Annotated in this window: 11 protein-coding genes and 3 pseudogenes; 6 read left to right on the top strand and 8 right to left on the bottom strand. The window is 74.1% G+C overall.

The annotated features are described in order from the left end of the window. The first annotated feature begins 25 nt into the window (after positions 1-25). Both yaaA and eda read left to right on the top strand, forming a co-directional pair. Positions 26-793: a peroxide stress protein YaaA gene (yaaA, locus tag ABD981_RS28400; RefSeq protein WP_046911760.1), complete on the top strand. Its 768-nt coding sequence runs from the start codon at positions 26-28 to the stop codon at positions 791-793. A gap of 202 nt (positions 794-995) precedes the next feature. Then, complete coding sequence (gene eda, locus ABD981_RS28395; RefSeq protein ID WP_046911761.1) at positions 996-1,673, top strand: bifunctional 4-hydroxy-2-oxoglutarate aldolase/2-dehydro-3-deoxy-phosphogluconate aldolase; 678 nt, start codon at positions 996-998, stop codon at positions 1,671-1,673. Here eda and ABD981_RS28390 read toward each other — a convergent pair. From ABD981_RS28390 to ABD981_RS28370, 5 genes and pseudogenes are all read right to left on the bottom strand, one after another. Beyond that, positions 1,631-1,816 (bottom strand): annotated as a pseudogene (locus ABD981_RS28390) (GNAT family N-acetyltransferase); the annotation flags it as partial. The gene eda and the pseudogene ABD981_RS28390 overlap by 43 nt on opposite strands. 78 nt (positions 1,817-1,894) lie before the next feature. Further along, positions 1,895-3,380: pseudogene (locus tag ABD981_RS28385) on the bottom strand (bifunctional RNase H/acid phosphatase). Between the two features lie 12 nt (positions 3,381-3,392). Next, positions 3,393-4,136: a zinc ribbon domain-containing protein gene (locus ABD981_RS28380; protein ID WP_046906490.1), complete on the bottom strand. Its 744-nt coding sequence runs from the start codon at positions 4,134-4,136 to the stop codon at positions 3,393-3,395. Next, a complete protein-coding gene (locus ABD981_RS28375; RefSeq protein ID WP_046906457.1) occupies positions 4,133-5,002 on the bottom strand; it encodes a Nif3-like dinuclear metal center hexameric protein in 870 nt (289 codons plus the stop codon). The genes ABD981_RS28380 and ABD981_RS28375 overlap by 4 nt, the downstream gene beginning before the upstream one ends. 79 nt (positions 5,003-5,081) lie before the next feature. Then, on the bottom strand, positions 5,082-6,122 hold the full coding sequence (locus ABD981_RS28370) for an ABC transporter substrate-binding protein (protein ID WP_046906456.1): 1,041 nt from the start codon (positions 6,120-6,122) through the stop codon (positions 5,082-5,084). 226 nt (positions 6,123-6,348) lie between these two features. Here ABD981_RS28370 and ABD981_RS28365 point away from each other — a divergent pair. Both ABD981_RS28365 and ABD981_RS28360 read left to right on the top strand, forming a co-directional pair. Next, positions 6,349-7,531 (top strand): annotated as a pseudogene (locus ABD981_RS28365) (hypothetical protein). Positions 7,532-7,580: 49 nt separating this feature from the next. Further along, positions 7,581-7,709, top strand: coding sequence for a hypothetical protein (locus tag ABD981_RS28360; RefSeq protein ID WP_276205558.1), 129 nt, complete (start codon positions 7,581-7,583; stop codon positions 7,707-7,709). A gap of 144 nt (positions 7,710-7,853) precedes the next feature. On the opposite strand, the gene ABD981_RS28355 is transcribed toward ABD981_RS28360, so the two are convergent. The 3 genes from ABD981_RS28355 to ABD981_RS28345 form a co-directional block, all read right to left on the bottom strand. After that, complete coding sequence (locus ABD981_RS28355) at positions 7,854-8,798, bottom strand: 3-oxoacyl-ACP reductase (RefSeq protein WP_046906454.1); 945 nt, start codon at positions 8,796-8,798, stop codon at positions 7,854-7,856. 237 nt (positions 8,799-9,035) lie between these two features. Further along, positions 9,036-10,112, bottom strand: coding sequence for a Zn-dependent alcohol dehydrogenase (locus tag ABD981_RS28350; protein ID WP_046906453.1), 1,077 nt, complete (start codon positions 10,110-10,112; stop codon positions 9,036-9,038). 25 nt (positions 10,113-10,137) lie between these two features. Beyond that, positions 10,138-10,995 (bottom strand): MaoC/PaaZ C-terminal domain-containing protein, encoded by an 858-nt coding sequence (locus ABD981_RS28345; protein ID WP_046906452.1) that lies wholly within the window; start codon positions 10,993-10,995, stop codon positions 10,138-10,140. 307 nt (positions 10,996-11,302) lie between these two features. Here ABD981_RS28345 and ABD981_RS28340 point away from each other — a divergent pair, with 307 nt between their 5' ends. Further along, positions 11,303-12,331, top strand: coding sequence for an ATP-binding cassette domain-containing protein (locus ABD981_RS28340; protein ID WP_123954272.1), 1,029 nt, complete (start codon positions 11,303-11,305; stop codon positions 12,329-12,331). Further along, positions 12,328-13,050 carry an ABC transporter permease gene (locus ABD981_RS28335; protein ID WP_046906451.1) on the top strand — a complete coding sequence of 241 codons (723 nt, stop codon included), beginning with the start codon at positions 12,328-12,330 and terminating at the stop codon, positions 13,048-13,050. Before ABD981_RS28340 ends, ABD981_RS28335 begins: the two co-directional genes overlap by 4 nt. Position 13,051 lies beyond the last annotated feature (1 nt).

Genomic DNA, 13,051 nt, shown 5'->3' with positions numbered 1-13,051 from the left:
CCCGTACGTACGAAGGAGAACCGCCGTGCTCGTCCTGTTGCCGCCCTCCGAAGGCAAGGCCCCCTCGGGGAGCGGGGCGCCGCTCAAGCCGGAGTCGCTCTCGCTGCCGGGGCTCGCGGAGGCGCGGGCCGCGGTCCTCGACGAGCTGGTCGAGCTGTGCGCCGCCGACGAGGAGAAGGCGCGCGAGGTGCTGGGGCTGAGCGAGGGCCTGCGCGGCGAGATCGCGAAGAACACGGAGCTGCGGACGGCCGGCGCGCGGCCCGCGGGCGAGGTCTATACGGGGGTCCTGTACGACGCGCTGGGCCTGGCGACGCTGGACGCGGCGGCCCGGCGACGGGCGGAGCGCTCGCTGCTGGTCTTCTCGGGGCTGTGGGGCGCCGTTCGGGTGGGCGACCGGATCCCGTCGTACCGCTGCTCCATGGGCGTGAAGCTGCCGGGTCTCGGCGCCCTGGGGGCGCACTGGCGCGGGGCGATGGCCTCGGTCCTGCCGGAGGAGGCCGGGGACGGCCTGGTGCTCGACCTGCGCTCCTCGGCGTACGCGTCGGCGTGGAAGCCGAAGGGCGAGGTGGCGGGGCGTACGGCGACGGTGCGGGTGCTGCACGCGCCGACCCGGAAGGTGGTCAGCCACTTCAACAAGGCGACGAAGGGGCGGATCGTGCGGAGCCTCCTGGAGTCGGGCGCGGCGCCCGCGGGCCGGGAAGAGCTGACGGAGGCGCTGCGCGACCTGGGGTACGTGGTGGAGGAGGGCGCCAAGGCGGGCGTGCTGGACGTGCTGGTGGACGAGATCCACTAGCCGCGCGCCGTCCGGATCCTCGGGGGCGGCGGATTCTCGGGGCGCCGGGTCCTCGGACCTCGGGGCGCCGGGTTCTCGGACCTCGGGGTGCCGGGTTCTCCCGGTCTCCCGGTCTCCGGGTCTCCCGGCCTCCGAACTCCCTACCGTTGCAACATACGCAACGCTCGTTGCACAGCCCGCTCACCGTCGGCAGGATGGGGCCATGACGAGCGTGCTTGACCTTGCCCCCGCCGCCCCCGTCGTCCCGGTCGTCGTGATCGAGGACGCCGCCGACGCCGTACCGCTGGCCCGCGCCCTGGTGGCCGGCGGGCTGCCCGCGATCGAGGTGACCCTGCGCACCCCGGCCGCCCTCGACGCGATCCGGGCGATCGCGGCGGAGGTCCCGGAGGCGGTCGTCGGCGCGGGCACGGTCGTGTCGCCCGCGAACGCGGCGGACGCGGTCGGCGCGGGGGCGCGCTTCCTGGTGAGCCCCGGGTGGACGGACGCCCTCCTGGCGGCGATGCGCGGCTCGGGCGTGCCGTTCCTGCCCGGTGTCTCGACGACCTCGGAGGTCGTGGCGCTGCTCGAACGCGGAGTGACGGACATGAAGTTCTTCCCGGCGGAGGCGGCGGGCGGGGTGCCGTACCTGAAGTCCCTCGCGGGCCCCCTCCCCCAGGCCCGCTTCTGCCCGACGGGCGGCATCTCCCTCGCCTCGGCCCCGTCCTACCTCGCCCTGCCCAACGTCGGCTGCGTCGGCGGCACCTGGATGCTCCCCACGGACGCCCTCGCGGCCCGCGACTGGGGCCGAATCGAGACCCTGGCCCGCGAGGCGGCGGGCCTGCCCCGCGCGGACGCGCGTCAGGCCCAAGCGACGGCGCTGCGGTCGCCGAGCGGCCGGTAACCGAGCCGCTGGTAGAGCGCGTTGCCGGTGGGGTTCGCCAGGTCGGTGAGGGGCAGCACCTCCCCGGCACCCGCGTCGGGGGCGGCACGGCTGACGGCGACGGTGACGGCGCCTCCGGAGCCGCGGGCGCGGTATCGGGGGGGCCGGGTCCAGCGATTTCCCGGGCCCCGCCCACCGGCTCACGGCCGTCGGCTCACGGCCGCCGGCTCACAGCAGTCGGCTCACCTCAGGTGCGAGGTGTCGTTCAGGAGCCGTACCGACGCGTTGCCGTCCGCGTAGTAGGCGACCGCCGAGATCGATGCCGCCGAGAGTTCCATGCGGAACAGGGACTCCGGCGGGGCGCCGAGGGCGAGGCGGATCAGGGTCTTGATGGGGGTCACGTGGGTGACGAGCAGGACCGTGCGGCCCGCGTAGGCGGCGGTCAGGCGGTCGCGGGTGGCGGCGACCCGGCGGGCGACGGTCGCGAAGCTCTCGCCGCCGCCGGTCGGGGCGGCCTTCGGGGAGGCGAGCCAGGCGTCGAGGTCGTCCTTGTACCGCTCGCGGGCCTCGGCGAAGGTGAGGCCCTCCCAGGCGCCGAAGTCGGTCTCGCGCAGCCCGTTCTCGATCCGCACGTCCAGGCCGAGGCGGGCGGCGACGGCCTCGGCGGTCTGGCGGCAACGGGTGAGGGGCGAGCTGACGATCTCCTGGATCGTGCCGCGCGCGGCGAGCGCGGCGGCCACGGCCTCGGCCTGGCGGCGGCCGGCCGGGGACAGCTCGGGGTCGCCGCCGCCGCTGCCGGAGAAGCGCTTCTCGGGGGTGAGGGCCGTCTCGCCGTGCCGCAGCAGCACGAAGGTCGCCGGGGCGCCCATGTCGGGGGCCGCCCAGCCCGGGGCGGCCGGGGCGGCGGGGGGCCTGCGCGTGGGCCGCCTCCGCCTCGAAGTCGCCCGTCGCCGCCTCGCGGTCCGCCGCCGCGGCGGCGCTCAGGGAGGCGCGGGCCTGGGCGGCCACGGCCTCGTCGGGGGCGAAGAGGCCCTCGTCCGGGGTGACGGCCCCGAAGGCGGGGGCGGCCGAGTCGCCGGCGGGGGAGGTCGGACGACCGGACGCCGAACCACCGGACGCGGCACCGCCCGGCGCCGAACCACCGGACGCCGAACCGCCGGACGCCGAACCGCCCGCGGCACCCGCGCCCGCCAGGGCCGCCCGCGCCCTGGCCGCGCCGGCCGTCGCGTCGCCCGCCGCCTTGCGGGCGGCGGCCAGGTCGGCCGTCAGGTCCAGGGCGGCGGTCGACGCGGCGGGGCTCCACTGCTCGCCCCGGCGCCCCGCGTCCATCGCCTCGTTGGCCAGCCGGTCCGCGTGCTTGTTGCGCTCGCGGGGGATCCACTCGTAGCGGACCCGGCCCGGCGGGAAGGCGCGGGCGGCCTCGGCCGCCAGCGGCTTCATGTCGGGGTGCTTGATCTTCCAGCGGCCGGACATCTGCTCGACCACCAGCTTGGAGTCCATGCGGACGTGGACCGTGCAGTCCGGGAACAGCTCCCGGGCGGCCGTCAGACCGGCCACCAGGCCCTTGTACTCGGCGACGTTGTTCGTCGCGACGCCGATGAACTCGGCCCGCTCCGCCAGGGTCTCCCCCGTCACCGGGTCCAGGACCACCGCCCCGTAACCGGCGGGTCCCGGGTTGCCCCGGGAACCCCCGTCGGCCTCGACGATCAGCTCCCTCGACTGCGTCATGACGGACGGTCCCTACAGGCCGGACTCGGACGTACGGACCAGGATCCGGCGGCAGTTCTCGCAGCGCACCACGGTGTCGGCGGCGGCCGCGCGGACCTCGTTGAGCTCGGTGATGTTGAGCTCGATGTGGCAGCCCTCGCACTTGCGCTGGTACAGCCGGGCCGCGCCGACGCCGCCCTGCTGCTCGCGCAGCTTCTCGTAGAGCTTCATCAGGTCGGCCGGGACGGAGCCGGCCACGAGCTCGCGCTCCTTGGCGACGGAGGCGCTCTCGGCGTCCAGCTCGGTCTGCGCGGTGTCGCGGCGGGTGGTGGCGTCGTCGGCCTTGGCCTGCACGGCGGCGACCCGCTCGTTCAGCTCGGCCACGCGCTCCTGGGCGGACTCGCGGCGCTCCATGACCTCCAGGACGATCTCCTCGAGGTCGCCCTGGCGCTTGGCGAGCGAGACGATCTCGCGCTGCAGGCTCTCCAGGTCCTTCGGGGAGGAGACGGCACCGGAGTCGAGCCGCTGCTGGTCGCGCGCGGCGCGCTGGCGCACCTGGTCGACGTCCTGCTCCGCCTTGGTCTGCTCGCGGGCGCAGTCGCTCTCCTCGGTCTGCGCGGCGACGAGCAGGTCGCGCAGCTGGGTGAGGTCCTTGTTCAGCGACTCGATCTCGGCGTGCTCCGGCAGCGACCTGCGCTTGTGCGCGAGCTGCTGGAGGCGCACGTCCAGGGCCTGGACGTCGAGGAGTCGGATCTGGTCGGCGGGCGCGGCGTTCAGTTGGGGGCTCCAGGAGAGGTGGGTTCGGAAGGGGCGCTCGGAGCGCTCCCGGGGAAGGCGTCGGCCGGGCCGACGTGGGCCGACCAGGGGTCCGTGACCGTCTTGGAGACGTGCACGCGCAGGTCCCAGCCGTGGCGGTCGGAGATCGTGTCGAGCTGGGCGGCGGCCTGCTCGCACCAGGGCCATTCGGTGGCCCAGTGGGCGGCGTCGACGAGCCCCAGCGGGGAGTGCTGGGTGGCCTCGGAGACGGGGTGGTGGCGCAGGTCCGCGGTGAGGAAGGCGTCCACGCCCGCGGCTCGCACGGCGTCGAAGAGGCTGTCGCCGGAGCCGCCGCTGACGGCGACCCGGCGCAGCACCATGTCGGGGTCGCCGGCGACGCGGATGCCCTGCGCGGTGGCGGGCAGCCGCTTGGCGGCGCGGGCGGCGAACTCGGCGAGGGTCTCGGGGTGGTCCAGCTCGCAGATCCGGCCGAGGTTGTTCTCGGGGACGAGCGGTCCGGTGACCCGGAGGTCGAGCGCGCCGGCGAGGGCGTCGGAGACGCCGGGGTCGGCGGTGTCGGCGTTGGTGTGGGCCACGTGGAGGGCGATGTCGTGCTTGATCAGGGTGTGCACGACCCGGCCCTTGAAGTGGGAGGCCGCGACGGTCGTCGTACCGCGCAGATAGAGCGGGTGGTGGGTGACGACGAGGTCGGCGCCGAGGGCGATGGCCTCGGCGGCGACCTCCCGTACGGGGTCGACGGCGAAGAGCACGCGGGAGACCTCGGCGTCGGGGTCGCCGCAGACGGTGCCGACGGCGTCCCACTGCTCGGCCCGCTCGGGCGGCCAGAGGGCGTCGAGCTCGGCGATGACTTCAGACAGACGGGGCACGGAGCAAAGGCTACCTGTCCTCCGTGCCCCGCCGTCCTGACCTGTGGACAACCCTGCCCGGCCGTGGCACCCGGCGGCCCTACTTCGTGACGAGGTCCCCGCGCAGGTCGTCCAGGACGCTGTTCGCGGCGGTGACGCCGAGGCCGAGGTACCAGGTCTCGTCCGGGACGTCCTTGGCCTGACCGGCCTTGACCGCCTTCAGGTTCTTCCACAGCGGGTTGGCCTGGGCGGTGTCCCGCTTGGTGGCCTTGGGGTCGCCGTAGACGCCGGTGAAGATCCAGTCGCCGTCGGCCTGGTCGATCTTCTCGGGGCTGACCTCGACGGCGAGGTCGTTCACCTGCTGGTTGGCGGGCCGGGGCACGCCGACGTCCTCCAGGATGGTGCCGATGAAGGAGGCCTTGGCGTAGAGGCGGATCTTGCCCGGCAGGTAGCGGACCATGGAGACGGTCGGCTTGTCGGGGCCGAGGTCCGTGCCGAGCCGCTCCGCCTTGGCCTCGTAGGCCGCCAGCTTCTCCTTCGCCTCGGCGCTCTTGTCCAGGGCGGCGGCGTTGAGCAGGTAGTTCTCCTTCCAGGTGAAGCCCGGGCGGATGGAGAACACGGTGGGGGCGATCTTCGAGAGCTCGTCGTACTTGTCCGCGGCGCGCAGCCGGCTGCCGAGGATGAGGTCGGGCTGGAGGTTGGCGATCGCCTCCAGGTTGAGGTTGTTGATGGTGCCGACGGACTTGGGGCTGCCGGCGTCCTTCTTGAGGTAGCCGGGGATGCCGTCGTCGCCCTCGGAGGGGGCGTAGCCGACGGGCTTGACGCCCAGGGAGACGACGTTGTCGAGCTCGCCGACGTCGAGGACGACCACGCGCTTGGGCGCGGCGGGGATCTCGGTCTTCCCGAGGGCGTGGGTGAGGGTGCGCGGGAACTGCCCCGGCTTCGCGTCCGTCCCCATGGCGGCGGTCTTGGCGGCCGCGTCGCCGAAGTCCTTGCCGCCGACGGCGACGTCCTTCTTCTTGCCGCCCTCGTCCTTCTTGGCCCCGTCCGATGAGCCGTCACCGCCTCCGCAGGCCGCGAGGGTGAGCGCGGCGGCGAGGCTGAGGGCGGCGGCAGCGGTGCCACGACGGCGGAGGGACATGAGGGATCTCCTGTACGCATGCGGGGACGGCTCGCGACCCTCACAGCGGAGCGCCAGATTCCACTTAGGGTCGCCTTACCTTACCTACCCTGCGCCCCACCAGCACAACCCGCCCCCTCCGCTCAGCGGAACCCGAGGACCGCCACCCTTTGGGGTGAAGTGGGGTGGCTCGCGTTGTTCGGCTGGAAGTGCGAAAACTAGCTTCGTGGCCGGAGGTGACGAGTCGATGACAGTCTGTGCCATCGAGGCGGCGGCCGGGGACGGCGGCCCGACGTGGTCCACGCCCCCCGGCCACGGGGCGTTCACGATCACCGCGAACGGGGCCTACGCGGCCCGGCTCGCGGGATCCGGGGACGCGCTGTACGTCGAGCGGTGGACGCTCGACGGCCCGGAGCCGTACGCCGTGCCGCTGCCGCTCGCCCAGCCCGAGGAACGCGGCACCCCGCTGCTCCCGCTGGCCGACGGGCGGGTCCTGGTGGGCCGGCGGGCGGACGGGCGCCGCCGCACGTTCTCGCTGCTGTACCCGACCGGCCCCGGCACCGGCGAGCTGGTGCTCGGCGCCGTGGAGGCACCCGGCTCCGAGGACCTGGTGCTGCTCCCGCCGTCGCCGGACGGCATCTGCGCGTACGCCCTGTGCGTCGGCCCGGACACGAGCACGCTGTGGCTGGTGGCGGGCGGCGCCTTCGGGCCCGAGCAGGTCGCCGAGGTGAAGGGCCGCTGCTCGGGCGGCGTCTGGCTGGACCGTACGGGCCGGATGCTGGCCCTCGACCGGAGCCTGGACGGCGGCCCGGTGAAGGCGGTGGCGGTCGACCTGGAGCGCGGCGGCGAGGTGACCCCGCTGCTGCAGATCACCGAGGACAGCCACGACCGGCTGCTGCTCGCGGACCCGGACAGCGGGCTGCTGCTGATCCGCTCGGACGCGCCCTCCCCGGGCCACGACCGGCTCGGCTGGGGGGGTCCTGGGGAGCCTGCTGCCGGTGCGGTTCCCGGACTGCCTGCGCCTCGACGACGCGGCCGTGACGCCGTTCGCCGTGCAGCCGGGGCAGGCGCTCCTGCCGGAGGGCTGCGGGGTGGCGCTGCGGATCGACGCCGCCGCGGGCAGCTGGGTGGGCATGTGGCGGCCCTCCGCGCGCCGGATGCACCAGCTGGCCGTCCCCGCGGGCTGGCTGGCCGGAGCGGGCCTGTGGACGCCCGAGGGAGTGCTGCGGCTCCCGTACGCGACGCCCGGAACGCCCTGCGGGCTCGCCGCCCTGGAGGAGCCCGACGACCCTCCCGTACCGGAACCGGGGCCGGCCGGGGCGGGGACCGCGGCGGGGACCGGGGCGGGGACAGGGACCGGGGCCTTCAAGGTCTGCCGCCCTGTGCCGTTGCAGCAGGCTCCGCTGACGGACCGCAGGCCCGCTCGTTAGAATCACGGGTCGCAGAGCAAGTAGCGATATCTACGGGGTGAGTTCCACCATGAGCAACACGGACGCGCAGGAGTCGAACGGCTCGGGCAAGCACCGGGGCGACGCCGCGCCTTCGGAGGAGCAGGCGTCGTCGGCGTCCCAGCCGCACGGCCGCCACCGCCGGGACGACGGGCAGTAGCGGCCGGACCGGCACGACCGAGCACGGCAGCAGGAAAGCAGTGGCACGTACGCGGCACGCGGCAACCGCCGCGTGAGCGCGCGACGGCCCCCGGGATCCCTCCCGGGGGCCGTCCGCGTTCCCCGACCACACACCCCCGCGCGGTCAGCCCTTCTTGAGGCCCAGCACCTCCGCCGCCGCGAAGGTCTCCCCCGCCGGACGCGCCGCGTAGTGCGGGGTGAGCAGCCCGTCGAGCTCCTCGTAGGTGAAGGCGTCCTTCGCCGTGTCGAACTTCGCGGCCACCTTCGGGCGGTCCACGATGGCCACCATCCCGCCGTGGACGACGAGCAGCTGGCCGTTGACCCCGGCCGCGGCCGGGGAGGCGAGGTAGCCGACGAGCGGCGCCACGTGCTCCGGCGACAGCGGGTCGAGCTGGTCCTCGGCGGTCGGCTCGGCGAAGCCGGCGAAGACGTCCTCGGTCATGCGGGTGCGCGCCCGCGGGCAGATCGCGTTCGCCGTGACGCCGTACTTGGCGAGGGCGAGCGCGGTGGACGTGGTCAGGCCGACGATCCCGCCCTTGGCCGCCGCGTAGTTGGGCTGTCCCGCCGAACCGGCGAGGAAGGCCTCGGACGAGGTGTTGACGATCCGCCCGTAGACGCCGCTCTCACCCGCCTTCGCCCGGCCGCGCCAGTGCACGGCAGCGTGGTGCGTGGTGTTGAAGTGGCCCTTGAGGTGGACCCGGATCACCGAGTCCCACTCCGCCTCGCTCATCGAGAAGACCATCCGGTCGCGCAGGATGCCCGCGTTGTTGACCAGGACGTCCAGCTTCCCGAACTCGTTCACGGCCAGGTCGACCAGGCCGCGGGCGGTCTCGAAGTCGGCGATGTCGCCGAGGTGGGCGACGGCCCGGCCGCCCGCCGCGCGGATCTCGGCGGCGACCTCCTCCGCGGGGGCCGCCGACGCCTCGCCGGAGCCGTCCCGTCCGGGCTGGCCGAAGTCGTTGACGACGACGGCCGCGCCGAGCCGGGCCAGTTCGAGCGCCTCGGCCCGGCCGAGCCCGCGGCCGGCGCCGGTGACGATCGCGCTCAGTCCCTCAAGAGGGAGTGACATGGGGCAGGTCCTCTCAGGTGTGGGTGCCGGGTTCCGGGGTCCGCGGAACGTCTCCCCGGTCCGCGGAACGATTCCGGGGTCGGCGTGGCGTTTCCCGGGTCCGCGGATCGTTTCCGGAGTCCGCGGATCGTTTCCGGGGCGGCGTACCGTTTCCCGGGGCGGCGTACCGTTTCCCGGGGCGGCGTACCGTTTCCCGGATCGGCGTACCGTTTCCCGGGTCGGCGGATCGCTTCCCGGTCAGATCTCGATGCAGGTGCGCAGCGCGACGCCCGTCCGCATCTGCTCCAGCGCCTCGTTGATCCCGGCCAGCGGCACCCGGTGGGTGATCAGGGACTCCAGGTCGATGCGGCCGGCCCGCCAGAGCGCGATGGCCCGTTCGTACGAGCGGAGCACGTCCCCGCCCCCGTACATCGACGGCAGGATCCGCTTCTCGTCGAAGAACAGCTCGAACATGTTGAGCTGGAGGTGGTCGTCGAGGGCGCCCGCGCCGACGACGCAGAGGGTGCCGCCGCGGCGGGTGGTCTCGTAGGCGGTGCGGGCCGTGGCGGACTTGCCGACGACCTCGAAGACGTAGTCGAAGCCCTCGCCGCCGGTGATCCGCTGCTTGGCGTCGGCGAGGGCGTCGGGGGCGACGGCCTCGGTGGCGCCGAAGCGGAGGGCGGCCTCGCGCCGGGACTCGACGGGGTCGACGGCGACGATCTCGGCCGCGCCCTGGAGCTTGGCGCCCTGGATCGCGGAGATGCCGACGCCGCCGCAGCCGATCACGGCGACCGACGAACCGGCCTCCACCTTCGCCGTGTTGATGGCGGCGCCGAGCCCGGTGGTGACGCCGCAGCCGATGAGCGCGGCGATGTCGAAGGGCACGTCGTCCGGGATCGGGACGGCGCAGCCCGCGTCGACGACGACCTCCTCGGCGAAGGTTCCGGTGCCGGCGAAGCCGAAGACGTCGCCGCCGGGGCGCTTGAAGTTGGGGATCCCGGCGTTCATGAAGCCGGCCAGGCAGAGCTGGGTCTGGCCGCGCTTGCAGGCCGGACAGCTGCCGCAGGCGGGCAGCCAGCAGAGCAGCACGCGCTGCCCCTCGCTCAGCCCGGTGACCCCGTCGCCGATGTCGATGATCTCGCCCGCGCCCTCGTGCCCGGGGATGAAGGGCGCGGGCTGCGGGAGCACGCCGCTCATGGCGGAGACGTCGGAGTGGCACAGGCCGGTGGCCCGGACCCGGATCTTCACCCGGCCGGGGCCGAAGCCCACGGCCTCGACGTCGTCGAGCACTTCGAGCTTGTCCTGGCCTATCTCGTGCAGTACGGCTGCGCGCATGGTGCGGCTCCCCTCGGGGGTGGTGTCAGGAGTGGTCCACGACGGTGTCGGCGAGTACGGGCGCGTCGTCCCGCTCGGCGGCGGTGACCGTGATCTGGATCCGGCCGCCCTCCTGGCGCCACATCCGGATCCGCAGGGTCTCGCCCGGGAAGACGATCCCGGCGAAGCGGGTGCGGTAGGCGCGGACGCGGGTGACGTCGCCGTCGAGGAGGGTGTCCACCGCCGCCTTGAGGGTCATTCCGTACGAGCAGAGGCCGTGCAGGATCGGCCGGTCGAAGCCCGCCAGCTTGGCGAACTCGGGGTCGGCGTGGAGCGGGTTCCAGTCGCCGGAGAGGCGGTAGAGCAGCGCCTGCTCCTCGCGGATGGGCCGCTCGACGGTGGCGTCGGGCGCGCGGTCGGGGAGTTCGAGGCGCTCGGAGGGCCCGCGGTCGCCGCCCCAGCCGCCCTCTCCGCGGACGAAGATCTGGGCGTCGCTGGTCCACAGCGGGCCGTCCGCGTCGGCGGCCTCGGAGCGGAGCACCAGGACGGCGGCCTTGCCCTTGTCGTAGACGGCGGCGACGCGGGAGGTGGAGACGGCCCGGCCGGAGACGGGCAGCGGGCGGTGCAGGGTGATCGACTGCCCGCCGTGCAGGACGGCGGCCAGGTCGATGTCGATGCCGGGGGCGGAGAGCCCTCCGACGACCCCCATGCCGGCGCCGGCGACGGTCGCGAAGCTGGGCAGCACGTGCAGCCGGGATTCCAGGGTGTAGCGCAGCTCGTCGGGGTCGGTCGCGGGGACGCCCGCGCCCAGGCCGAGGTGGTAGAGCTGGACGTCCTTGTGGTCCCAGCCGATCTCCGCGCTGCGGGGCTCGGCGGCGACGGCCTTGGCGGCGTCAATGGGCATCGGCTTGCTGCTCCTTGGGATCCATGGTGAACCGTGGAGTGGAAGACCTCGGTGCGGTCGTCCGCACCGTCGACCGCACCGAGGCCGTGCGGGGACCGATTCCGGAACGGAAGCCCCAGAAGCTAGAACCTGTTCCAGTTCGGTGACCCCCATGTATAGCGGGTGGGTGTGCCGTTGGGAACCCTCCTGACGGCATGTCAGATCCAGTCGCCTCCAGGGATCGTCCCCCACCCGGGACATTTGTCACGGCCAGGTCCGTACATGCGCTCCTGCCGGGACCCGCCCCCCGCTCCGTAGCGTCGTGGTCATGACGAAAGAGCCGACGAAAGAGCCGACGGACGAGCCGATCGACGAGCCGATCGACGAGCCGATCGACGAGGCGGTGAACGAGCCCGCGGTCGTCTTCGAGGCGGCCGCCAAGAGCTACGGCCCGGTCCGCGCCGTGGACGGGATCGACCTCACCATCCACCGCGGCGAGACGGTCGCCCTGCTCGGCCGCAACGGCGCCGGGAAGTCCACCACCATCAACCTCCTCCTCGGCCTCGACGCCCCCGACAGCGGCCGGGTCCGCCTCTTCGGCGGCACGCCGGCGAGCGCGGTCGAGGCGGGCCGGGTCGGCGCCATGCTGCAGGACTCCCGCCCGGTCGCCCGGGTCACCGTCCGCGAGCTGGTCTCCTTCGTCGCCCGCACCTACCCCTCGCCCATGCCGGTCGCGGAGGCCTTGGAGCTGGCGGGCCTGACCGAGTTCGCGGACCGCCGGGCCGACCGGCTCTCCGGCGGCCAGGCGCAGCGGGTCCGCTTCGCCGTGGCCCTGGCCGGCAACCCCGAGCTGATCGTCCTGGACGAGCCGACCGCCGCCCTGGACGTCGAGGCCCGGCAGGTCTTCTGGGACGCGATGCGCGCCTACGCGGGGCGGGGCAACACGGTGCTGTTCTCCACCCACTACCTGGAGGAGGCCGACACCAGCGCCGACCGGATCGTGGTCGTCGACTCGGGCCGGGTGCTCGCCGACGGCACGGCCGAGCAGCTGAAGCGGCGGGTCGGCGGGACGCTGGTCTCCTTCGACCTGGCCGGCGGCCCGACGGACGGGCTGAGCCTGCTGCCCGGCGTGACCTCGGTCGAGGTCCGCGGCGACCGCGCGCACCTGCGCAGCGACGACTCCGACGAGACCGTCCTCGCGCTGGCGGCGCTGCACGCGGTCCGGGGCCTGGAGGTCGCACCGGTCTCCCTGAACGACGCGTTCCTGGCCCTGACCTCAGGAAACGCCCCCTTCGCAACCGCTCCCCCCGGAGTCACCCCCCTCGACGTCCACCAGACGATGGAGACGGCCCGATGATCACCGCCTATGTCCGCCTCGAAGTCCGCCGCACCCTGCGGGACGTCGGCTTCGCGATCTCCTCGGTCGCCGTGCCGGTGATGATGTACCTGCTCTTCACCAACCTCGGCGGGCGGGACGGCTCCGACTTCAGGGCCTCCGCCATGGTCGGCATGGCCGCGTACGGAGCGCTGGGCGCCGCCCTGTCGCTGGGCACCGGCGTCGCCGAGGACAAGTCCTCCGGCTGGCTGCGCCAGCTGCGGATCACCCCGATGACCCCGCGCCAGGTGGTCACGGGCCGCGCCCTGACCGGCACGGTCGTGGTGCTGCCGGCGATCGCCGCGGTGCTGCTCGCGGGGGCGCTCGTCAACGGCGTACGGCTGGACGCCTGGCAGTGGGCGGCGGTCGCCCTCGCCCTGTGGGCCGGCTCGCTCCCCTTCACCCTGCTCGGCCTGGGCAACGGCTACCGGCTGTCCGCGCAGACGACCGGCGTGGTCAACGTGGCCTGCAACCTGGGGCTCGCGGTGGTCGGCGGCCTGTGGTTCCCGGTGAGCCTGTTCCCGCACTGGCTGGCGACGATCTCCTCGTACACGCCGACCAACCGCTTCGCCGAGCTGGGCCGGGCGCTGACGGAGGGCACGATGCCGGGGGCGGCGACGCTGATGATCCTCGTGGCGTGGGCGGTGCTGTTCGGAGCGTACGCGGCGGTCTCGTACCGTCGTTCGGCACGGACGGTCTGAG

This window comes from Streptomyces showdoensis, assembly GCF_039535475.1.
GTDB lineage: Bacteria > Actinomycetota > Actinomycetes > Streptomycetales > Streptomycetaceae > Streptomyces > Streptomyces showdoensis.
The sequence above is the reverse complement of the archived record's forward strand: the minus strand, read 5'-3'. Positions and strand labels throughout refer to the sequence as shown.